The sequence below is a fragment of the Glycomyces rhizosphaerae genome, assembly GCF_042647865.1.
In the GTDB taxonomy this organism is placed as follows: domain Bacteria; phylum Actinomycetota; class Actinomycetes; order Mycobacteriales; family Micromonosporaceae; genus Glycomyces; species Glycomyces rhizosphaerae.
The window spans coordinates 1-21,633 of sequence record NZ_JBHRWO010000012.1; the positions used below are offsets into that span (position 1 = coordinate 1).

13 protein-coding genes are annotated in these 21,633 nt (G+C 67.5%); 11 read left to right on the plus strand and 2 right to left on the minus strand.

Features of this window, described 5'->3' with window-relative positions; genetic code table 11:
• Positions 1 to 701 precede the first annotated feature (701 nt).
• Positions 702 to 2,735, minus strand: a complete 2,034-nt coding sequence (locus tag ACFO8M_RS14390; RefSeq protein ID WP_387976514.1) for a cellulase family glycosylhydrolase — start codon at positions 2,733 to 2,735, stop codon at positions 702 to 704.
• Positions 2,736 to 3,013: 278 nt separating this feature from the next.
• Positions 3,014 to 3,787, minus strand: a complete 774-nt coding sequence (locus ACFO8M_RS14395; RefSeq protein WP_387976517.1) for an AraC family transcriptional regulator — start codon at positions 3,785 to 3,787, stop codon at positions 3,014 to 3,016.
• 243 nt (positions 3,788 to 4,030) lie between these two features.
• On the opposite strand from ACFO8M_RS14395, the gene ACFO8M_RS14400 reads away from it, so the two are divergent.
• The 11 genes from ACFO8M_RS14400 to ACFO8M_RS14450 all read left to right on the plus strand — a co-directional run bounded on the left by ACFO8M_RS14400 (position 4,031) and on the right by ACFO8M_RS14450 (position 21,619).
• Positions 4,031 to 4,996, plus strand: coding sequence for a glycoside hydrolase family 43 protein (locus ACFO8M_RS14400; RefSeq protein WP_387976520.1), 966 nt, complete (start codon positions 4,031 to 4,033; stop codon positions 4,994 to 4,996).
• A 162-nt stretch (positions 4,997 to 5,158) separates the two neighbouring features.
• On the plus strand, positions 5,159 to 6,148 hold the full coding sequence (locus tag ACFO8M_RS14405; RefSeq protein WP_387976522.1) for a LacI family DNA-binding transcriptional regulator: 990 nt from the start codon (positions 5,159 to 5,161) through the stop codon (positions 6,146 to 6,148).
• Positions 6,149 to 6,317: 169 nt separating this feature from the next.
• A complete protein-coding gene (locus ACFO8M_RS14410; protein WP_387976525.1) occupies positions 6,318 to 7,271 on the plus strand; it encodes an ABC transporter permease in 954 nt (317 codons plus the stop codon).
• Between the two features lie 14 nt (positions 7,272 to 7,285).
• Positions 7,286 to 8,245: a carbohydrate ABC transporter permease gene (locus ACFO8M_RS14415; RefSeq protein WP_387976528.1), complete on the plus strand. Its 960-nt coding sequence runs from the start codon at positions 7,286 to 7,288 to the stop codon at positions 8,243 to 8,245.
• A 97-nt stretch (positions 8,246 to 8,342) separates the two neighbouring features.
• Complete coding sequence (locus ACFO8M_RS14420) at positions 8,343 to 9,986, plus strand: ABC transporter substrate-binding protein (protein WP_387976531.1); 1,644 nt, start codon at positions 8,343 to 8,345, stop codon at positions 9,984 to 9,986.
• Positions 9,987 to 10,067: 81 nt separating this feature from the next.
• On the plus strand, positions 10,068 to 12,494 hold the full coding sequence (locus ACFO8M_RS14425; RefSeq protein ID WP_387976534.1) for a glycoside hydrolase family 2 protein: 2,427 nt from the start codon (positions 10,068 to 10,070) through the stop codon (positions 12,492 to 12,494).
• Positions 12,495 to 12,701: 207 nt separating this feature from the next.
• Positions 12,702 to 13,931 carry an alginate lyase family protein gene (locus ACFO8M_RS14430; protein WP_387976537.1) on the plus strand — a complete coding sequence of 410 codons (1,230 nt, stop codon included), beginning with the start codon at positions 12,702 to 12,704 and terminating at the stop codon, positions 13,929 to 13,931.
• Between the two features lie 96 nt (positions 13,932 to 14,027).
• Complete coding sequence (locus ACFO8M_RS14435; protein ID WP_387976540.1) at positions 14,028 to 15,794, plus strand: glycosyl hydrolase family 28 protein; 1,767 nt, start codon at positions 14,028 to 14,030, stop codon at positions 15,792 to 15,794.
• A 241-nt stretch (positions 15,795 to 16,035) separates the two neighbouring features.
• Positions 16,036 to 16,344 (plus strand): twin-arginine translocation signal domain-containing protein, encoded by a 309-nt coding sequence (locus ACFO8M_RS14440; RefSeq protein ID WP_387976543.1) that lies wholly within the window; start codon positions 16,036 to 16,038, stop codon positions 16,342 to 16,344.
• A 104-nt stretch (positions 16,345 to 16,448) separates the two neighbouring features.
• A complete protein-coding gene (locus ACFO8M_RS14445; RefSeq protein WP_387976545.1) occupies positions 16,449 to 18,218 on the plus strand; it encodes a glycosyl hydrolase family 28 protein in 1,770 nt (589 codons plus the stop codon).
• 5 nt (positions 18,219 to 18,223) lie between these two features.
• Complete coding sequence (locus ACFO8M_RS14450) at positions 18,224 to 21,619, plus strand: alginate lyase family protein (protein ID WP_387976548.1); 3,396 nt, start codon at positions 18,224 to 18,226, stop codon at positions 21,617 to 21,619.
• The last annotated feature ends 14 nt before the right edge of the window (positions 21,620 to 21,633 follow it).

The following is a 21,633-nucleotide window of genomic DNA, read 5'->3' on the forward strand; positions in this document are numbered from 1 at the left end:
ATGCGCCGCGGCGTTCAACAGCGGCACGCCAGGGCCGTGCATGAGACGGGCCCTGCCCGGGGCGGCCTGCGCGGTATCAGCCCCCGGGGAGCGAGCAGCCCGACAACCCGAAGCCGTGAAGGCCGAAGCCGGAAGCCGGAAGCCGGAAGCCGGAGGGCTGGGGTTGGAGAGCAGCAGCCGGGAAGTGGAGGTCGGCAGAGCGAAGCCGCAGGACCGAGACCGGAAGGAGATACGAAGGCCATGACGAACCCGCCGCGCCCGCCGCGCTCCAACCCGGTCGATGCCGACCGGCAGGCGCCGCGAGCCGCCAAGCACCCCACCACAAGGCACTCGGCGCGCTCCGAGACGACCGGTGCGGCCGAGCCGAGCCGAGCGCCCACCGCGGGCCGGAGCCTGACCGAACCGACCGTCGCCGACCGCCCGAGCCTCGACCCGAGCCAACCCGGCCACGGTCACGCCCCCGACACGGCCGCCCCGCTTCCCGTCGCTGACCGCCCGAACCCCCACCCGAGCCAACCCGGCCACGTCTCCGTACCGCTGTTCCGCCAAGCGCCCCACGCCTACCAGCCGGGGCAGGGGCCGGGGCCGGACTCGACAACCCGCCCACAGCCCGAACCGAACGCCATTGCGGCTAGGCCCGGCAGCGCGGGCAGCGGCCCCGACACCGTCCTGGGTCGGGGCCGCATCCCCCTGAGTGCAGATCAGCCAGTGGTACCGGTGACGGTGCCTCCGGATTCGGTCACGTAGTAGGTGTGGGTCGCCCCGCTCCAGTAGTAGAGCGTGAGCTTCACCTGCCTGTCTTCCTGGACGTCATTGAAGAACTTGCTGCCGAGGTCGAGCTTGTTCGCCGCGTAGTCCGGCTTGAAGCCCTCGCCCCACTCCTTCCAGGAGGTCCATTCGATCGGTCCGGCATTGCTCCCGTCGTCGGTGTAGACCGCCTGCATGGTCTTCATCGTGTCGCCCTTCCACTCGGTCGGGATCGCGAAGGTGTCCGCAGCGCCGGTGGCGTTCGCGATCGTCGGAGTGTCGTAGCTGATCAGGCTGATCCGCCACGGCTGGCCCGCCGAGAAGTCCGCGTGCAGGTCGGCCTTCTTGCCGTACTCGCGGTCACCGAGCAGCAACGTCAGCAGCGAGGCCTTGATGGTGAGCTCGCTGCCCGAGATGGTGTAGTCGGTGCCCTCGGTCAGCTGCGTGTCACCGTGCCGCAGGCCCTCGAACTCGAGACCGTTGAGCTCCAGCGTGACCGTCTCGTCCGTGATCTCACCGGACTTCTCGATGAACACCTGGTCGGTCTCGGCCGTGCCCGAACGCGTGGTCCAGGCCGCTTGGTACATGCCCCAGTACTCCGCGTCCCGGAACTGGAGGCCTGGGCGGTCGTAGCCGGGGACGCAGTCCCACAGCATGGTCGTGAGGCCCGCTTCCCGCGCGTAGTAGCCGGCGTACTCCAAGAACTTGAGGATCTCGCCGCGTTCGACCTTGCCTTCGACGTTCCCGCCGAGGAGGCTGTACTCGCCGATGATCACCGGGATGTCGTTCTCCACGAACGCCTCGTGCACGTTGTCGAACGTTTCGTGGATGTTGTCCTTGGTCACCTGGTCGAACGTGGGACTCCCGGCGAGGTTCATCGCGAACGGCCAGAACCCGTAGAAGTGGATGGTCGCGGCCACGTTCGGGTCGTTCAGGTCGGTGAACGTCTGCGTCAGCTCCTCGACCGGGACCTGGTCGCCGCTGGTGTGCAGCGTAGGCAGGACCACCAGGCGCTCGGCGTTGCCGCCGCCCGAGGCGCGGATGACCCCGTGGACCTGCTTGTTCAGCTCGTCGAGGTACTGGTACTTCTCCTCGTCCGTGGCGTCGTAGAACTGCGGCTCGTTGATGCCTTCGAACACGAGCTCCGGCGGGTAGTCCTTGAAGCGCTCGGCGATCGCGGTCCACACCGCCTCGTTGCGGGCGAGGATCTCCTCCCGGTTGGTCTTCATGTCCGCCTGCCAGATCCACGAGTCGTGGTGGGTGTTCACCATGACGTACAGGTCCGCTTCGAGCGCCCAGTTCACCACTTCCTCGACACGGTCGAGGTATGCCGGGTCAATGGCGTAGTCAGGGCCTTCGCCCTGGTGCTCGTCCCAGGTGACGGGGAGGCGGAGGCTGTTGAAGCCCTCGTTCTTGACTTCCTGAACGAGTTCCTGGTCGATCGGGGCGTTGCCCCACGAGGTCTCGTCGGGGATCGCGTCGAGCGAGTTGCCGAGGTTGAAGCCCGGCTGCATCGCGGCGACGGTCTCCATCGCAGTGAGCTCCGCGCTCGGTTCGTCGGAGGCGACGGTGCATGCCTCCCCGTTGAGGGTGAACTCGGTCGGGACGGTGTTGCCGTCCGAAGTGGTGCCGGTGAACCCGAACCGGGTGGTCTCCCCGGCGGCGATCGTCTTGTTGTGCTTGACGTTCTTGGCGGTGGCCTGGCCGTCCGAGGCCTTCACGCTGGCGTTCCAGGCGTGGGTGAAGTCCTGCTCGGCGGGGATGCTCCACTTGAGCTTCCAGCCCTTGACGTCCTCGCCGAGGTTGGTCACGTCGACGTCGGCGGTGAAGCCGCCGTCCCATTCGCTCTTGACCTGGTAGTCGACTTCGCAGCTCTCGGCCGATTGCGCGACCGCGGGCAGGACGACGCCGAGTCCGGCAGCCAGGGCGGCGACGGCGGTGGTGATCAAGGCGATCCGCCGTCGATTTCGATGTTCGGTGACTTGCATGGCAAACCTTTCTAACCATGTAAATAAATAGATATGTACAAACAAACCCGGGCTCTGTCGCCTCCCGAACGAGGCGGGGGCGCCGTGGTACGGGTTCGTTTTCGACCGGAGTCCAGTCGCTGATGTGCCGCTGAAAGGTCTGATGACCTACGGCAGCGCAAAGCATGGCAGACGACGGAAACCGTCGCAAGAGGCCAGGCTCGCCGGAACCACGCCGTGCCGACCGTCGAGGGGCCGCAAGTCGGTCTGATGAAAATGGGCAACGCAAGCGTCGGCGGTCAACGCCTGGCCGCCTCGCGCAAGGCCCGGGGCGAGGCGCCGAACTCGCGGTGGCACGCCTTGTTGAACGCCTGGAGGGCCGGGATGCCGACCGACGCGGCGATCGCGGGGATCGAGAGCGTCGACTCGCGCAGCAGGTGGCCGGCCCGCGCCATCCTGCGATGGCGGATGTACGCGACCAATGTGGATCCGGTGGCCTCCTTGACCAGCAGGGTGAGGTGGTTGTGGGAGACGCCTGCGGCGGCCGCGACCTCGGGGACCGTGATCGGCCGCGGCAGGCGCTGCTCGATGTAGGCGAAGGCCGCGGCCACCGCGGGGTGGTCGCCGTCCCCGGGTTCGTTCGGCTGCAGGCGAACCGTCCGCCACAGCGCGGTCCACACTTCGGCGGCCGCCTGGGCGGGGGACTCCGCGACGGTCGCGATCGCCTGCCAGAACATCTCGGCGAGCGCAGGGCCGGCGGAGCCCGAGTCCTGGATGAGCGGCAGGGTGTGCGGCGTTCCCCGCGGCGAGGGCCGAAGGTGCACGTAGAGGTGCTCGGAGCGGCCCCGGTGGTGATAGTGCACCTCGGTGGCGGCGGGTATGAGGCTGACGCGGCCGGGCGTGATGCGATGGGCGGACCCGTCGACCTCGAGATCCGCCTCGTATTGATAGAGGTGGAATTGCCACAGGTCGGGCAGCCGGAAAGGATCGTCGGGGCCGTTCAGTCCGTGGATGGCGAAGCCCGCGTTCACCACTTCCGGAGGCTCGTCGAGGCAGATGGTCACGTTGCGCATCCTGAAAATCAACCACCAATATAGGAGAGAGTCCACCTGAATTCGGCCTCAAAACCGGTTCGCCGGCCAGTCGATCATCGTGAAAACAAACAACAAGTCAGTGAATTTCGACAAGGGTGACGGCCGGGTGGGCCGCATCCTGAGGGGCCGCTCGCCCGCTTGCGATCGGGCGGTCACCACAGTACCGTGAACCTTCACGGAAATCGAGACCGACGAACCTCATGGAAGACCTGGTGCAGACCGATGAACTCCAGCCGATCGCCGCGACCCGAATACGCGGGATACCTCTACGTCCACTTCAAACGCGAATCGGCCGACGGCGAGCAGATCCACTTCGCCCTGAGCGCCGGGAACGACCCGTTGCGCTTCGACGACCTCAACGGCGGCAAGCCGATCCTCCACTCCACCAAGGGGGAACGGGGCGTCCGCGATCCGCACATCGTCCGCTCCCCGGCCGGCGACCGGTGCTTCCTCATCGCCACCGACCTGCGGGTGCACGCCAACGGCGACTGGGATCAGATGCAGCGCCGAGGCAGCCGCTCGATCATGGTCTGGGAGTCCCAGGACCTCGTGGACTGGGGGGAGGGCCGACTCGTCGAGGTCGCACCGCCCGAAGCGGGGAACACCTGGGCACCGGAGGCGGTCTGGGATCCCGAGCAGGACGCGTACCTCGTCCACTGGTCGTCGAAGCTCTACGGCGATGCCGAGCACGGTGGCGAGAGCTACAACCGGATCATGTACGCCACCACGAAAGACTTCCGCGAGTTCTCCGAGCCGCGGATCTGGGTCGATCGAGGCTGGAACACCATCGACGCCACGGTGATCGGGCACGAGGGCGTCTACTACCGCTTCCTCAAGGACGAACGCAGCCGCGGTGGCCAAGCGCCGCAAGGCAAGTCGGTCTTCTCCGAGACCGCGGGATCGCTCACCGCGGACGACTGGAAGCCGCTGGCCGAAGGCATCGGCCTCGACGCGATCTCCCAGGGCGAAGGGCCCCTCGTCTACAAGTCGAACACCGAGGAGCGGTGGTACCTCTGGATCGACGAGTTCACCTCGGAACGTCGCTACGTGCCGTTCGAGACGACCGACCTCGCCGCCGGACGGTGGACGCAATGTGAGGAATACCGACTCCCGAAGGACCCCTGCCACGGCGTCGTGCTGCCCGTCACTTCCGAGGAGTATGCGCGGCTCAGCACCGCTTGGGATTGAGCGGCACCGGAAAGGACCTTGTCATATGCGGCTGGTATCGATACCGTGAACCTTCACGAATTCGGAGTCCCGCCTATCGCGGTGCGGCGCGTCCACGACGTCACGTTCGCCCGCGCCGCAGGCGGCCAATAGCATGAGCGTGTGCAAGGGAATGGTGGCCCAGTGGGCAAGCGCGTGACGATCCTCGATGTCGCTGCAGCAGCCGGAGTCTCGCGGCAGACGGTGACGCGGGCGATGAACGACATGGGGGACATCAGCGAGTCGACGCGGCGGAAAGTCCTCGATGCCGCCGAGCGGCTCGGCTACCGGCCGAGCCGGCACGCCCGGAGCCTGGTCAACCGGCAGAAGACCCACGCGCTGGGGCTCGTGGTGGCCTCCCTGCGCAACCCCTACTTCACCGACATCGCCGCGGACATGCTCTCGGAGGCGGCCGCTCGGGGATGGCAGTTGATGATCGCCGCCTCGGAAGGCGACGCCGTCGAAGCCCTCCAACTGCTCTCCAGCCAGGTCGATGTGGTCGCCGGCCACTTCGGGCAATCCGATGCCGAACTTCGCGATGCCGCCCACGGGCTGCCGATCGTCCGCCTCGAGACGCGGAGCGAGCTGCCCGGCGTCCACTCGGTCGAGATCGACATCGAGTCCGGGATCGTCGACGCGGTCCGCGCCCTTCGTGAGCGCGGTGCCAAGCGGTTCGGCATGGTGGACTCGGCCTATACCGAACGTATTCACGGGGCCTATGAGCCCACGCCCAAACGGGAGTGGTTCGAGGCGGCGGTCGGCGACCAGATCGCCGGCGTCGTCGTGGGGGAGGAGTCGATCTCCGGCGGCGGCCGCGCGTTCGCGGAGCTCATGCGCCTGCACCCGGACGTCGACGCGGTGCTCATGTTCAACGACCTGATGGCGCTCGGCGCGGTGCAGAGCGCGCACGCGATCGGTGTCGCCGTTCCCGGCCGGGTGCGCATCATCGGCGTCGACGGTCTCGCGCTCGGCGACGCGGTCGACCCGCCGCTCACCACGATCTCCCTCGACCAGCAGAGTCTGGCGTCGAACACCCTCGACATCGTCGAGGTCCTCGCTAAGGCGGATTTCGGCCGGATCGCCCCGATTCATCGCAGCGTCCGCTCGAAGATCCTGTGGCGCGAGTCCGCCTGACCTTAAAAAACCTCGCTTCAGGCGCTTGACAAGATCGAGCTCGATCTCTACCGTGAACCTTCACGGGCATTCCCGTGAAGGTTCACGGAACGGTTCGCGAAGGAGCGATGGTGCAGTTCATGAACGGGAAGCGCCGCCATACGGCGAGCAGGACGACGGAGGCGGACCGGTGACCGCGGCAGTGGAAGCGGGAACCGCGGCGGCCCTTCGTGAGCGGCGCCGGAAGACGCGGAAGCGGAACCTGCGGCGGCATTGGCAGCTCTACGTGCTGCTGGTTCTTCCGGTGGCGTACTTCGTGATCTTCCAGTACATCCCGATGGCCAACAACGTGATCGCGTTCAAGGACTACAACGTGGTCGACGGGATCTGGGGTTCGCCGTGGGCCGGGTTGGACCACTTTGAGCGGTTCTTCGCGAACCCGGTCGCGTGGGACCTGATCCGGAACACGCTGATGCTGAGCCTCTACGGCTTTCTGGCCGGGTTCCCGATCCCGATCATCATCGCCTTGGCGCTCAACGAGGTTCGGGCGCGGTTCTTCAAGCGGACCGTCCAGATGGTCACCTACGCACCGCATTTCATCTCGACGGTCATCGTCGTGTCGATGTTGATCCTGATCTTCTCGCCCCGGATCGGGTTCATGGCCAACGTTCTCGGCTTCTTCGGCATGGACTCGAACCTCCTCGCCGACCCTGACGCGTTCCGCAGTGTCTATGTGTGGAGCGACATCTGGCAGACCGCCGGGTACTCCGCGATCATCTACATGGCCGCGCTCGCCGGGATCGATCCGACCCTGTACGAGGCCGCCCGCCTCGACGGAGCCAGTCGCCTGCAGAAGATCTGGCATGTCGACTTGCCGGGCATCGCGCCGACGGTCGTCGTGGTGATGGTCCTCAGCGTCGGCAGTGTCATGGCGATCGGGTTCGAGAAGGCGTTCCTCCTGCAGAACCCGCTCAACCTCTCCACCTCCGAGATCATCGCGACCTACACGTACAAGATCGGCCTGCTCAACGCCGACTTCAGCCTCGCGACGGCGATCGGGCTCTTCAACTCCGTCATCAATCTCATCCTGCTCCTGGCCGTCAACACCGTGTCCAAGCGCGTGACCGGCAACGGCCTGTGGTGAAAGGAGCCCCTGCAATGACACTCACAACCGCTACTCGGGCCGAGCCCGAGGCCGCTCCCAAGACCAAGGCCCGCAAGCCGAAACGCCGCCGCGCCACCCAGGTGCAGGACACCCCCGTGGACCGGATCTTCATGGTCGGCGTCTACATCCTCCTGACGACCTTCCTGTTGATCGTCCTGATCCCGCTCATCAACATCGTGGCCAGCTCGTTCTCGAGCCCGGCGGCGGTGTCGGGCGGGCGGGTGTTCCTGTGGCCGGTCGACTTCAGCCTCTTGGGTTATGAGGCGGTGCTGGGCAACGATGCGATTCTCACGGGCTTCGGGAACTCGCTGTTCTACGCCGTGGTCGGGACGCTCGTCAGCGTCACCCTCACGGTGATGATCGCGTATCCGCTCTCGCGCGTTGAACTGGTGGGCCGCAAGGTGCTCATCGGCGGCGTGCTGTTCACGATGCTGTTCTCGGGCGGGCTGATCCCGTCCTACATGGTCGTCCGTGCCCTCGGCCTGCTGGACACGCGCTGGGCGATGATCCTGCCTGCCGCGATCGGTGCTTGGCAGGTGCTGATCGCGATGACCTTCTTCCGTTCCTCGATCCCGGGGGAGCTGTACGAGGCGGCCCAGCTCGACGGCGCCTCAGACCTGCGCTTCCTGTGGACGGTGGTGCTGCCGCTGTCGAAGCCGCTGCTGGCGGTCATCGCGCTCATGTACGGCATCGGGCAGTGGAACTCGTACTTCTCCGCCTTGATCTACCTGCGCAGCGAGGAGCTCTATCCACTCCAGCTGGTGCTGCGGAACATCCTGGTCCTCAACAACAGCGGCGGAGCGGACCTCGCGAACCAGATGGAGGCCAAGCAGGTCGCCGACCTGATGAAGTTCTCGCTCATCGTCGTCTCGACGGTGCCCGTCATGCTCGTCTATCCGTTCGTGGCCCGGCACTTCACCAAGGGCGTGATGCTCGGCTCCGTCAAAGGCTGATTTACGGCTCGCAAGCTCCGCCGAGGCCGGCTAGAGCGCCGCCCCCATAGTTCTCCCCTCAAGCCCATCAACTCCTCACATTGAAAGGCAGTCAACGATGACCAGCAGATTCGCCCGAGCGGCGGCGGCCGGAGCGGCATTGGCCGTGTCGGCCAGCGCGTTCGCCGCGTGCTCCTCGGAACCGGAGACCACTCCGGACGACGTGATCACCATCTTCGCCCCGCAGGGTGCCGACGGGGATATGGACGACAACGCGTTCACGAAGGTGATCGAGGAGAAGTTCGACGTCGACCTCCAGTTCGAGACGACCACCTACGACGGCGCCGCGGCCGGTGAGAAGCGGCAGATCTCCCTCGCCAGCGGCGACTACCCGGACGCCTACATGCTCGTCCCGTGGGTCGACCAGTTCACCAACGAAGAGCTCATCAAGCTCGGCGGCCAAGGCGTCCTCGTGCAGCTCGACGACCTGATCGGCGAGGACACGCCCAACATCGCCGCCGCGTTCGAGGATGAGCCCGACTACAAGAGGTCGGCGACGGCCTCGGACGGGAACATCTGGGGGCTGCCCCAGTGGAACGAGTGCTTCCACTGCTCGTACGGCGTGAAGCTGTGGATGAACTCGGCCTGGCTCGACACCTTGGGACTCCAGCAGCCGACCACGCCTGAAGAGATGCGGACGGTCCTCGAGGCGTTCAAGACCCAGGACCCCAACGGGAACGGCAAGGCCGACGAGATCCCCCTCTCCGGGGACCTCGGCGGCACGGTCCTCCAGTACCTGATGAACCCGTTCGTCTACACGTCGGGCCTCAGCGCTGACGGCACCTCTCCGGTTTCGCTCGCGGCCGTCGACGGCAAGGTCGCGCTGCAGCCGACCCGCGATGAGTGGCGGACCGCCATGGAATATGTCAGCTCCCTGTACGCGGACGGCCTGATCGACGAGGGCACGTTCACGCAGAACGGCGAGGCGCTCTACGCCAAGGGCAACAGCGCGGAGGGCGTGATCCTCGGATCGGTCGCCACGCTGCACCCTGCGGTCTTCGTCGACCTCGCCGCTCCTGACGGGCGCGGCGCGCAGTACGACGCGGTCCCGCCGCTGACCGGACCGAACGGCAGCGACACGTCCTGGAACGGTTCCGGTGCCGCCGGCGGCGCGTCCTTCGTGATCACCAACCGCGCCAGCGAGGCCAAGCAGCAGAAGCTCATGCAGATCATGGACTTCATCTACTCGTATGAAGGCCACATCCAGGGCGAGTTCGGCGTCGAAGGCGTCAACTGGGCTCCGCCTGCGGAGGGCGACGTGCCCCTCGACGAGACCGTGGAGCCGCTCTACGAGATGCTCACGCCGCCGGAAGGCGAGGGCTTGAACAACTCCTGGGGCGCGATGACGCAGTACTTCAGCGACGAAACGTTCCGCGGCGGCCAGATCGTCTCGACCGACATCTACGACCCGTCCGGCTACGAGCGCCGCCTGTTCGAGGCCACGAAGCTCTATGAGGGCCACGAGTCCGATGAGGCGTTCCCGCACTGGGACGTCTCGGTCACCGGTGACACCCGGTCGGAGCTGGCGACCATCCAGACCAATGTGGAGAGTTTCATCGTCCAGGCGGGCGCGGAGTTCGCTACCGGCGTCCGCGACATCGAGAGCGACGAGGACTGGGCCGAGTTCCAGCAGAACCTCACCGACCTCGGCGCCGACCGGTACGTCGAGATCTACCAACAGGCCTGGGACGAAACCAAGTAGTCCCGCCGCATTCCGAGGCGGGCCGCTTCTGAGAGGGCGGCCCGCCTCTTGAACACCCATGTGCTGAGAGGTCCCGACCGTATGATCCGCGAGCAGCGCTTCATCAACGACGACTGGACGTTCGCCTACGGCGAACATCCCGGGGCGGAGGACGAACTCCCCGGCCCCGACTGGTACGACATCGGTCTGCCGCACTCCTTCGACCTGCCCGACTTCCGCGAGCAGCGGTTCTACGTCGGCCACGGCTGCTACCGCAGGCGCGTCGACGTGCCGGAAGCGTGGCTCGGCCAGTGGATCGCCCTGGAATTCCTCGGCGTCTTCCAGGTTTGCGAGGTCTTCGTGAACGGCCGCCTGGTCGGCCGCCACGAGGGCGGGTACACGCCCTTCACTGTGGACATCTCGGACGCGGTCGTCGCCGGGGCGAACGAGGTCTTCGTCCGGGTCGACAACATCTGGAACCCGCGCCTGGCACCGCGTGCCGGCGACTACAGCTTCGCGGGCGGCATCTACCGCGACGTGAGCCTGATCGTCGCCGACCGCGTGCGAATCGACTGGTACGGCATCGATGTCACCACCCCCGAAGTGAGCCGCGAACGCGCCACCGTCGCCGCAGCCATCGAGGTCGTCAACGACGAGCCGGAGCCGGTCCACGTCAATGTGGCGGCGGTGCTCTCCGATCCCGAGCGCACGGTCGCCTCGCTGCCAACCGTGCGCCGAGTGATCCCGGCCAGGTCGCGCGCGGTGGTCGAACTCGAAGGGGCCGTTGCATATCCGCTGCTGTGGCACCCCGACCAGCCGCACCGCTACAAGGTGACGGCCTCGATCTCGGTCGACGGGATCGCGCGGGATTCGCAGAAGGCCTCGTTCGGTGTGCGCTGGTTCGAGTTCACCGCCGATCGCGGGTTCTTCCTCAACGGCGAGCACCTCGACCTTCACGGCGCCAACGTGCACCAGAACCGCGGCGGTTGGGGCGACGCCGGGACGCGCGCGTCGATCCGCCGCGACGTCGGGATGATCAAGGACCTGGGGATGAACATCATCCGCGGTTCCCACTACCCCCACCACCCCTACTTCGCTGAAGAGTGCGACCGCCAGGGCCTCCTGTTCTGGTCCGAGCTGCATTTCTGGGGCATCGGCGGTGAGAACGTCGAAGGTTACTGGTTCGCCAGCGCCTACCCCGTGAACGAAGCCGACGAGCCGGAGTTCGAGGAGAGCCTGCGCAGGGCCTTGCGGGAGATGATCCGCACCCAGCGCAACCACCCGAGCATCGTCACCTGGAGCATCGGGAACGAGGCGTTCTTCAGCGACGACCGAGTGATCGGCAAGGCGAAGGCGCTCACGAGCGAACTCGTGGAGCTTGCGCACGAACTGGATCCGACCCGTCCCGCGGCAGTCGGTGGCGCGCAGCGCAAGGGTTTCGACGTCCTGGGCGACATCGCCGGGTACAACGGCGACGGTGCGGAGCTCTTCCTCGACCCGGGCATTCCGAACCTCGTGGCGGAGTACCACGGCGTCCGCGGACAGGGGCCGGGGGAGTACGAGGTGCAGTGGGAGCACGGCGTCGAGACCGACTATCCCTGGCGCTCCGGCAAGATCTTCTGGTGCGCCTTCCACTACAAGTCGGTGGCGGACGGCGCCGGCCTCCAGGGCTTGGCCGACTACTGGCGGATGCCCCGGCGTTCGTACCACTGGTACCGGGAGCGCCTGCGCGGCATCGCGCCGCCCGCCTTCCCGGAACCGGGGACCGCGGTCGCGCTGCGGCTGACCTCCGACACCGAGATGATCCCGACCGACGGCACCGGAGATGCCCGGCTGCTGGTCGAGCTGGTCGACGGGCACGGCGTGCGCGTCGTCGACGACCGGGCCGTGCAATTGACGGTGCTCGAAGGGGAGGGCGTGTTCCCTTCGGGGCGAAGCATCACGCTGTCGCCCGAGACCCACAGCCTGTGGGACGGAGCGGGAGCGATGGAGCTGCGCTCGTATGCGCCTGGGCCGCAGCGGATCCTGGCGACCGCCGAGGGGCTGGCCGCGGCCGAGCTCGTCGTCGTGGCGACCGGTCCGCGCAAGGCGCGGCGCGCGAGGCGGCTGCCGCCGCCCGCGCCGTGGGTGACCGAGCCGCCGAGCGGGCAGGGGGAGACCTCATTGGCCGCTTACCGGCCCGTCTCGGTGAGCAGCGCCGAGCCGCTCCATGAAGGCGGGAGTGCCACCGCCACCGGCAGCGGTACGTATTGGCGGGCGGCGAACCGCGAGCCGGGCGAGTGGCTCTGCGCGAATCTCGAGTTCCCTTATGAGATCAGCCGTATCGAGGTGGTCTTCGCGGAGCCGCCGGCGCAGCCGTGGCTGCTCGAGACGAGCGCGGACGGGCACCTGTTCGCGTCGCTGCACGCCGCCGAACCCGAGGCCGACGAGCTCGGGGCGTACCTCGAATTTCCGCTCCGGACCGCGCGTTTGGTCCGGATCTCGTTCCCGGAGAAGCCGATCGACATCGAGGAGATCCGCGTGTACTGAGTTCGCAGCGACTCCGACCAGGGGCGGGGCAGGTCTCGGACCCTGCCTCTGGTCGGCTGTGCGGAAATGTCCACTATCGTATTCTTTTATTGAAATATGTAGATATTGCATGTTATGATTCAGATGAAGGAACACGCTTCACCGTGAACCTTCACGAACTCGCGGTCGCATTCCCCGGCATCGCACCGCATGGCGCAAAGGAGCACCATGTCCGACAACCACAGGAACGAATCGCGCCGAGGCGCGGCACTCGGGCGGCGAAACCTCTTGCGAGGAGCCGTCGTCGCGGGAGGCCTCGCGGTCGCCGGCGTCGCCGGCCTCGGCATCGCCCAGGCCCAGAACGGCGCCCACCCCGGACTCCTCCACACCCAGGCCGATCTCGACCGTATGCACCAGAAGGTCTACGCCAACGCCGAGCCCTGGATCTCGGGCTGGAACAAGCTGATCGCCAACAAGCACTCCTGGCCGGACTGGAACCCCAACCCGCAGACGGGCATCTACCGCGGGTCCGGGTGGTCGGAGAACTACCACCTCTTCTACAACGACATCCACGCCGCTTACCAGAACGCGCTGCGGTGGCGGATCACCGGCACCACCACCCACCGCGACTGCGCCGTGCGGATCCTCAACGCCTGGTCGGGGACGCTCCAGGAGATCAACGGCTCGGCCGACCGCTGGCTGGCCGCCGGCATCTACGGTTACCAGGCGGCCAACGCGGCCGAGCTGGTCCGTGACGCCCCCGGCTTCGACCGCGGGCGGTTCCAGTCGATGCTGCGCAACATCTTCTACCCGATGAACGAGGACTTCCTCGTCCGGCACAACGGCGCCTGCATCACCAACTACTGGGCCAACTGGGACCTGTGCAGCATGGCCTCGATCATGGCGATCGGCGTCTTCAACGATGACGACGCGCTGTTCGACCGCGCCGTCGACTACTTCTGGAACGGCGCCGGCAACGGGTCGATCAACAAAGCGATCCCCTTCATCCACGGCGCCCTCGCCCAGTGGCAGGAGTCGGGCCGCGACCAGGGGCACACCATCATGGGCATGGGCCTGATGGGCTCGATCATGGAGATGGCCTGGAACCAGGGCGTCGACCTGTACTCGGCGCGCGACCACGCCTTCGCCAGGACCGCCGACTACGTGGCCCGCTACAACCTCGGCTACGACGACCTGCCGTTCACCAAGTACACGTGGGGTTCCGGTGTCAACTGCAGCTACAACGAGCACACGGTGATGGGCGCGGGCGGCCGCGGCCAGGTCCGGCCGGTGTGGGCGCGGGTCTACGGCCACTACATCTCTCGGTGGGGCTTCACCCTGCCGAACCTGAAGCGGATGGTCGAGCAGAGCGCCGCCGAAGGCGGTGGCGGCGACTACGGCACCACCTCCGGCGGCTTCGACGATCTCGGATTCGGCACGCTCACGCACAGGCGCTGACCTCCGATCCACAGTGGCCTTCGGCCGCGATCACAAGCGGGGCCGGATCCGGTCCGGCCCCGCACCCTTCAATCCCCTTGCAACGAATGAGGAATCATGACTGAGAACCCTGCAAACCCCATCCTGTCCCGCCGCACCGTGCTCCAGGCGACCGGCGCCGCCGCCGTTGCCGGCTATCTGGCGACCGCCGGCAGTCCCGCTTCGGCCCAGGAGGCGCCCGCGAACGCGATCGTCACCTACCCGGTCCCGGAGGGGATCGCGCAGAACGGCAGCTTCGAGGTGAGCGTCCGCAACGGCCAGAGTGACTGGCAGCGGCTCGGCGTCTACAACACCCGCCTGAAGATGATCGACGCCACGACCGGCGCCGGCCCCCTCCACAACTCCGCTGTGGCCTACTTCGACTTCTCGGGCGAGGTCGAGGTGAAGGTGCGATACACCAAGGGCGCCATCGAGGAGGCGCGGATCCGCCCCCTCTCCTACGGCATCGAACCGGTCGAGGAGGACGACACCCTCGAGTTCACGCTCACCGAACCCCGCAAGATCGTCGTCGAAGTCAACGGCGAACCGTACGACTGCCTGCACCTCATCGCGCACCCCATCGAGACCGACGTGCCCGACCCCGAGGACCCATCCGTCGTCTACTTCGGACCCGGCGTGCACACGGGCGAGGCCGTCGCGGTCGCGAGCGGCCAGACCGTCTACATCGCCGGCGGCGCGGTCGTCAAGCGCAACATCACCTTCGACAACGTGGAGAACGCGACGCTGCGCGGCCACGGCATGATCTACGGGGTCCAGTGGGGCGCGGCCCCCGTCAGGAACTCGAAGAACATCCTGATCGACGGCATCACCATCATGAACAACCCCACGGGCAACGCGCTCGACATCGACGAGTCCGAGCAGGTCACGGTCCGCAACCTGAGCTACTTCAGCTCCGGCAGATGGGGCGACGGCATCGACGTCTTCTGCAGCAGCGAAGTGCTCCTTGAAGGCCTCTTCATGCGCAGCTCGGACGACTGCATCGCCCTCTACGCCCACCGCAACGAGTGGTACGGCGACGTCCGGAACATCACGATCAGGGACTCCTCGCTCTGGGCGGACGTGGCGCACCCGATCAACGTCGGAACGCACGGCAACACCGACGCGCCGGAGGTGCTGGAGAACATCACCATCAGCAACATCGACATCCTCGACCACCGCGAGCCGCAACTGAACTACCAGGGCTGCATCGCGCTCAACCCGGGTGACAGCAACCTGATCCGCAACATGCGCATCCAGGACGTCCGCATCGAGGACTTCCGGTGGGGCCAGATCATCCACATGCGCGTCGCCTACAACAAGACCTACAACACCTCTGCCGGCCGCGGCATCGAGTCGGTCTTCATCAAGAACCTCAGCTACGACGGGGACAACGCCGGGACCGCGATGATGCTGGGCTACGACGCCGACCACGGCATCAAGGACATCGTCTTCCAGAACTTCACCGTCAACGGCAAGCTCATCGCCGACAACATGCGCAAGCCCGGATGGTTCAAGACCTGGGACATGATCCCCATGCACGTGAACGAGCACGTGACCGGCCTGCGCTTCCTCGACTCGGCCACCGCCCCGTCCACGACGGCGCCGACCCTCGTCGCCGCCGACGCCCTGGTGACCACCGCGGGAGCGCCGACGCTCTACACGATCAGCGCGACCGGCTTCCCCGAGTCGTTCGCCGCCTCGGGCCTGCCCGACGGGCTCGCGGTCGACCCGACCACCGGCGTCGTCTTCGGGGCCCCGACCAAGGCCGGCACGTACGAGGCGGTCGTCAGCGCCGCCAACGCGAGCGGGACCGCCGACAAGACCGTCACCATCACAGTGCAGTAAGTGGAGCATCGATTACACGGTAAGGCGATGCGCCGCAGGATCGTCCGTCCAGGGGCGGGTCGAGTTTCGGGCCCAGCTCCTGGACGGCCTGTGCGCAATTGTTGAGTATCGGAATTTCTCATTGAACTATGCTCGTGAATCCGGTACGATCTCCCTCGGCGGAACGTGTTCCAACACGATCCGTCGCAGGTACGCGGTGGCATTCCCCGGCATCGCTCGCCGCATGGCGCAGGGACGCACCATGCCATTCGATCAGCACCACGAGCCGCGCCTCCGCGCGGGCCTCGACCGACGCGACCTCTTCAAGGGATCGACCGTCACGGGCGGCCTCGCCGCGATCGGTACCTCCGGTATCGGTGCCGCGCACGCGCAATCCGGCGCCCACTCAGGGATGCTGCGTGCCCATGCCGGCCTCGACCGCATGGGACAGCAGGCTCTCGCCAAGGAAGAGCCCTGGATCTCGGGCTCGAACAAGCTCATCGCCGACTACGGCACCACGTCAGGCGGATTCGACGATCTCGGATTCGGGACGCTCACCCATACGCGCTGACTTCCGGCACCCATCTCCAGCGACCTTGCGCCGCAACGTCAGGCGGGGCCGGACCCGATCCGGTCCCGTGCATCTCCACTCCCCGAATTGAAGAATGAGGAACGATGACACACAACCCTTCCAGCCCCGCTCTGTCCCGGCGCACCGTCCTCGCGGCGAGCGGTGCCGCCGCCGTCGCCGGATACCTGGCGACCGCGGCGGGCCCCGCCTCGGCCCAGGGTGCGACCGCCGAGGAAACCCTCGTCACCTACCCCGTCCCGGACGGCATCGCGCAGAACGACAGCTTCGAGGTGCGCGTGCGCACCGGGAACGGTGATTGGCAGCGGCTCGGCGTCTACAACACCGTCCTGAAGATGATCGACGCGAACACCGGTGCCAGTCCCCTGCACGACTCCGCTGTGGCCTACTTCGACTTCTCCGGCGAGGTCGAGGTGAAGGTGCGATACACCAAGGGCGCCATCGAGAAGGCGCGGATCCGCCCGCTCTCATACGAGGTCGAGCCGACAGTGGACGACGACACGCTCAAGTTCACGATCAGCGAGCCCCGCAAGCTGGTCATCGAGGTCAACGACGAGGTCTTCGACTGCCTGCACTTGATCGCCAACCCCATCGAGACCGACGTGCCCGACCCCGAGGACCCGTCCGTCGTCTACTTCGGACCCGGCGTGCACACCGGTGAGGGGGTCGCGGTCGCGAGCGGCCAGACCGTCTACATCGCCGGCGGCGCGGTCGTCAAGCGCAACATCCGCTTCAACGGCGTCGAGAACGCCACGCTGCGCGGCCGCGGCATGATCTACGGGGTCGACTGGGGTGCGGCCCCGGTCGAGAGCTCGAAGAACATCCTGATCGACGGCATCACCATCATGAACAACCCGACCGGCAACGCGTTCAACATCGCCGAGTCGCAGCAGGTGACGGTCAAGAACCTGAACTACTTCAGCTCCGCCCGGTGGGGCGACGGCATCGACATCTACAGCAGCAGTGAGGTGCTGATCGACGGCGCCTTCATGCGCAGCTCCGACGACTGCATCGCGATCTACGCGCACCGGTGGGACTACTACGGCGACGTCCGCAACGTCACCATCCAGAACTCGGTGCTGTGGGCGGACGTGGCGCACCCGATCAACATCGCCACGCACGGCAACTCCGACGAGCCGGAGGTGCTGGAGAACATCACCATCAGCAACCTCGACATCCTCGACCACCGTGAGCCGCAGTTGAACTACCAGGGCTGCATCGCGCTGAACCCGGGCGACAGCAACCTCGTGCGCAACGTCCGGATCCAGGACGTCCGCATCGAAGACTTCCGGTGGGGCCAGATCATCCACTTCCGGGTGACCTACAACAAGACCTACAACACCTCGATCGGCCGCGGCATCGAGTCGGTCTTCGTCAAGAACCTGAGCTACGACGGGAACAACGCCAGTACCGCGATGATGCTCGGGTACGACGCGGAGCACGCCATCAAGGACGTGACCTTCCAGAACTTCTCCGTCAACGGCAAGGTCATCTCCGACACCGGGGGCAAACCCCGCTGGTACAACACCACGGACATGGTTCCCATGCACGTGAACGAGCACGTGACCGGCCTGCGCTTCCTCGACGCCGCCACCGCCCCGACTTCCTCGGCGCCGATCCTCGTCGCCGCCGACGCCGTTGAGACCAAGGCCGGCGCGCCGACGCTCTACACGATCAGCGCGACCGGCTTCCCCGAGACGTTCGCCGCCTCGGGCCTGCCCGAGGGGCTCGCGGTCGACCCGACCACCGGCGTCGTCTTCGGGGCCCCGACCAAGGCCGGCACGTACGAGGCGGTCGTCAGCGCCGCCAACGCGAGCGGGACCGCCGACAAGACCGTCACGATCACGGTGCAGTGACTGAGATGAACCGACACAAGACGACCCGCCGCACCCTCCTGCGGGGTGCGGCGGGCACCCTCATCGCGGTGACCGGCGCGAGCGCCCTTCCCACCGGCGCGGCGCAAGCCGCCCCCGCGAGCCCGCTCGCCGCCGACGCGGGCTTCGCCCACCCGGGCCTGCTCCACAGCGCGGCGGACTTGGAGCGCATGCGCACTGCCGTTGCGGCGCAGGAGGCGCCGATGCACCAGGGCTTCGCGGCGATGGCCGCGCACGCCCGCTCCAAACACGACTACCGGATCCGCAACACCGGCCAGGTCACGTCGTGGGGCCGCGGCCCCACCGACCACACCGCCGAGGCGGCCGAGGACGCCGGGGCCGCCTACCAGAACGCCCTGATGTGGGCGATCACCGGCGACGAGCGGCACGCGGACAAGGCCCGCGACATCCTCAACGCCTGGTCGTCCAGTCTGGAGGCCATCACCGGCGCTGACGGCCAACTCGGCGCCGGAGTCCAGGGCTTCAAGCTCGTCAACGCGGCGGAGATCCTGCGGCACAGCGAGTACGACGGCTGGGCCGAGGCCGACATCGTCCGGTGCGAGCGGTCCTTCAAGGACGTCTGGTACCCGTCGATCTCGGGGTATGCCCTGTTCGCCAACGGCAACTGGGATGTCGCCGCGCTCCAGCTGGTCATCGCGATCGCGGTGTTCTGCGACGACCGCGTCATGTTCGAGGACGCGGTGCGCTACGCCGCGGACGGGGCCGGGAACGGCTCCATCACCGGCATCGTCGTCGACGAGTCCGGCCAAGGGCAGGAGAGCGGCCGCACCCAGGCCTATGCGCAACTCGCGATCGGCCTGCTCGCCGACGTCGCCGAGATCGCCTGGAACCAGGGCGCGGACCTCTACGGCTACAAAGGCAACCGAATCCTCGCCGGGTACGAGTACACCTCGCGCTACAACCTCGGCGAGGAGGTGCCGTTCACCGCCGACCTGGACCGGACCGGCAAGTACCTCAAGACCGCCATCGCCGCGAGCAACCGCGGCCAGTACCGGCCCATCCACGAACTCGCCTACGGCCACTACGCGAGCCGGATGGGGCTCCCAGCCCTGTACACCGAGCGCGTGGTCTTTCGGGGGGCCGGCGGCACCCGCATCATCGAGGGGCACAACGACGACCACCCCTCCTGGGGCACACTCACGTTCGCCCGCCCGCAGGCCGACGCCTCGGCACCGACGGTGCCGCCGCCCGCGCCCGCCGGGCTCACCGCCCACGGCACCCCGGACGGCATCACCGTCGGCTGGGTGGCCTCGGTCGAACCGGCCAGCATGGCACCGGCCGACGGCTACACCGTCAAACGCGCGGCCATCGACGAAGACGAGTACAAGGAGATCGCCACCGGCATCGTGTCCACCTCGTACACCGATGCGGCGGCCGAACCCGGCAAGACCTACATCTATGTCGTCGCCGCCGCGAACGAGGCGGGCACGAGCGCGGACTCGCTCGGCATCGCCGTCACCGCGGGACTGCCCGCGGACTGGGAAGCCGCCGACATCGGCGGCGCCGCCCCGACAGGCACGACCGACTTCGACGGGCAGGCGTTCCGCATCGAGGCCGGCGGCAAGGACATCGCCGGTGCGGAGGACCGGTTCCGCTTCACGTACATGCCGCTGAACGGCGACGGCACCCTCACCGCGAGGGTCGCCTACCCCGTCAGCTCCCAGTACGCGAAGGTCGGCCTGATGATGCGCGAGGGCCTGGAGCCCGGCGCCGCGCACGCGGCGATGCTCATCCAGGGCCTGCCGCTCCACACCTGGAGCGGCGTCTGGACGACCCGCTCCGCGACCGGAGGCGCCACCTCCGGCACCGGCAGCACCCCGGTCCCGCCTACGCAGCAGACCGAGATCACCGTCAACGCCGGATTCCCGATCGCCGACCACGGATCCCTCCCGGCCTCCGCGACCCCGCTGCCCGCGCCCTACACCGAAGGCGCGAGCGACGGCTACCGCTGGCGCCGCCCCTACTGGGTCCGCCTGCGGCGCAAGGGCGCCAAGTTCACCGGGTGGATCTCGCCGAACGGCCGGGACTGGGAGCAAATCGGCTCCTCCGACCTCGACCTGGGCCGGGACCTCTACATCGGCCTGGCCGTCTGCTCCGCGCTCGGAGCGGACGAGGCCTACGCCGAGACCACCTCGGCGGTCTTCGACAACGTGTCCGCGCCGGGCTGGTCGGTCGACGCCCCCGCCGTCCCAGTGGGGGAGTTGCGGGCACGGTCGAGTGCAAGCGCCGTCGAACTCGCCTGGAGCGGCACGGATCTCTCCGGCCGCTACACCGTCAAGCGCGCCCCGGCGGACGGCGGCCAGTTCGCCGTCCTCGCCTGCGACGTCGGCCCGGTCGGGTTCGGCGTCCAGGCCCGCTACGCGGACGCGACCGGTGCGCCCGGAACCGAGTACCGCTACGTCGTCTGCGCCTCGAACGCCGACGGCGAGGGACCACCGTCACCGGAGGCCCGCGCGATCATGCCGACCCCGCCGAAACCGGAGATCACGGGACCGGAAACGGCTTTCGCCAACGCAGGCAAGCCCTTCCACCACCTGATCCGCGCCGCCAACGACCCCGCCGGGTTCACCGCGACCGGACTGCCCGAGGGACTCCGCCTCGACGCGACCACTGGGGCCATCACCGGAACCCCCACGGCCGCAGGCGAATACACCGTCGAAGTCGGCGCGGTCAACGCGACCGGGACCGCCACCGCGAGCCTCGCACTCGCGGTCGGCACCCCGCCGCCCGCGCCGTGGACCTACCGCGACATCGGCGACCGGGTACCTGACGAGCGGATGCTCGGCTCGCGCAGCGTCGTCGCGATCCGCGTGCCCGGCATCACCGGCCACGACGCGTCGACCGGCGCCTTCACGCTCCGCGGGGCGGGTACCGATCTCAACCTCATCAACCAGGGCATGACCGTGCACTTCGCGTCCAGGCCGCTGGAAGGAGACGGTGCCATCGTCGCCCGCCTCGCCGACTGGCAGGGCGCGGCGGCGAACGGCCGGGCGGGCCTGGTGATGGCCAAGTCGCTCAACCCGTTCGACCAGATGGCCGCAACCGTCTTGGGCGCCAACGGCAACGTCCAGTTCTTCCGACGCCCGAGAGTGGCCTTCCGTCCCGACACGACCAACGGCCCGACCGGCGTCGCCGCTCCGATCTGGCTGCGGCTCAGCAGAACAGCCGACGCCTTCGCGGCGGCCACCTCCGCTGACGGCGAGACCTGGACCCCGATCGGCGAGCCGCACTCGATCCCGGCCTTCGGCACCGCGCCCTACCTTGTCGGCCTGGCGGTCGTCTCCGGCGACCCGCTGGCGCTGAGCACCGCGGTCTTCGACCAGGTGACGGTCGCTGAATCGGCCACAGGGGACGAATCCTGATCGTACGAACAAGA

What these genes read in the sequence shown, in the direction of transcription:
- ACFO8M_RS14395 (WP_387976517.1), bottom strand. Translation starts at nt 3,787, where the DNA reads ATGCGCAACGTGACCATCTGCCTCGACGAGCCTCCGGAAGTGGTGAAC.
- ACFO8M_RS14425 (WP_387976534.1), top strand. Translation starts at nt 10,068, where the DNA reads ATGATCCGCGAGCAGCGCTTCATCAACGACGACTGGACGTTCGCCTAC.
- ACFO8M_RS14400 (WP_387976520.1), top strand. Translation starts at nt 4,031, where the DNA reads ATGAACTCCAGCCGATCGCCGCGACCCGAATACGCGGGATACCTCTAC.
- ACFO8M_RS14390 (WP_387976514.1), bottom strand. Translation starts at nt 2,735, where the DNA reads ATGCAAGTCACCGAACATCGAAATCGACGGCGGATCGCCTTGATCACC.
- ACFO8M_RS14450 (WP_387976548.1), top strand. Translation starts at nt 18,224, where the DNA reads ATGAACCGACACAAGACGACCCGCCGCACCCTCCTGCGGGGTGCGGCG.
- ACFO8M_RS14430 (WP_387976537.1), top strand. Translation starts at nt 12,702, where the DNA reads ATGTCCGACAACCACAGGAACGAATCGCGCCGAGGCGCGGCACTCGGG.
- ACFO8M_RS14445 (WP_387976545.1), top strand. Translation starts at nt 16,449, where the DNA reads ATGACACACAACCCTTCCAGCCCCGCTCTGTCCCGGCGCACCGTCCTC.
- ACFO8M_RS14435 (WP_387976540.1), top strand. Translation starts at nt 14,028, where the DNA reads ATGACTGAGAACCCTGCAAACCCCATCCTGTCCCGCCGCACCGTGCTC.
- ACFO8M_RS14415 (WP_387976528.1), top strand. Translation starts at nt 7,286, where the DNA reads ATGACACTCACAACCGCTACTCGGGCCGAGCCCGAGGCCGCTCCCAAG.
- ACFO8M_RS14420 (WP_387976531.1), top strand. Translation starts at nt 8,343, where the DNA reads ATGACCAGCAGATTCGCCCGAGCGGCGGCGGCCGGAGCGGCATTGGCC.
- ACFO8M_RS14440 (WP_387976543.1), top strand. Translation starts at nt 16,036, where the DNA reads ATGCCATTCGATCAGCACCACGAGCCGCGCCTCCGCGCGGGCCTCGAC.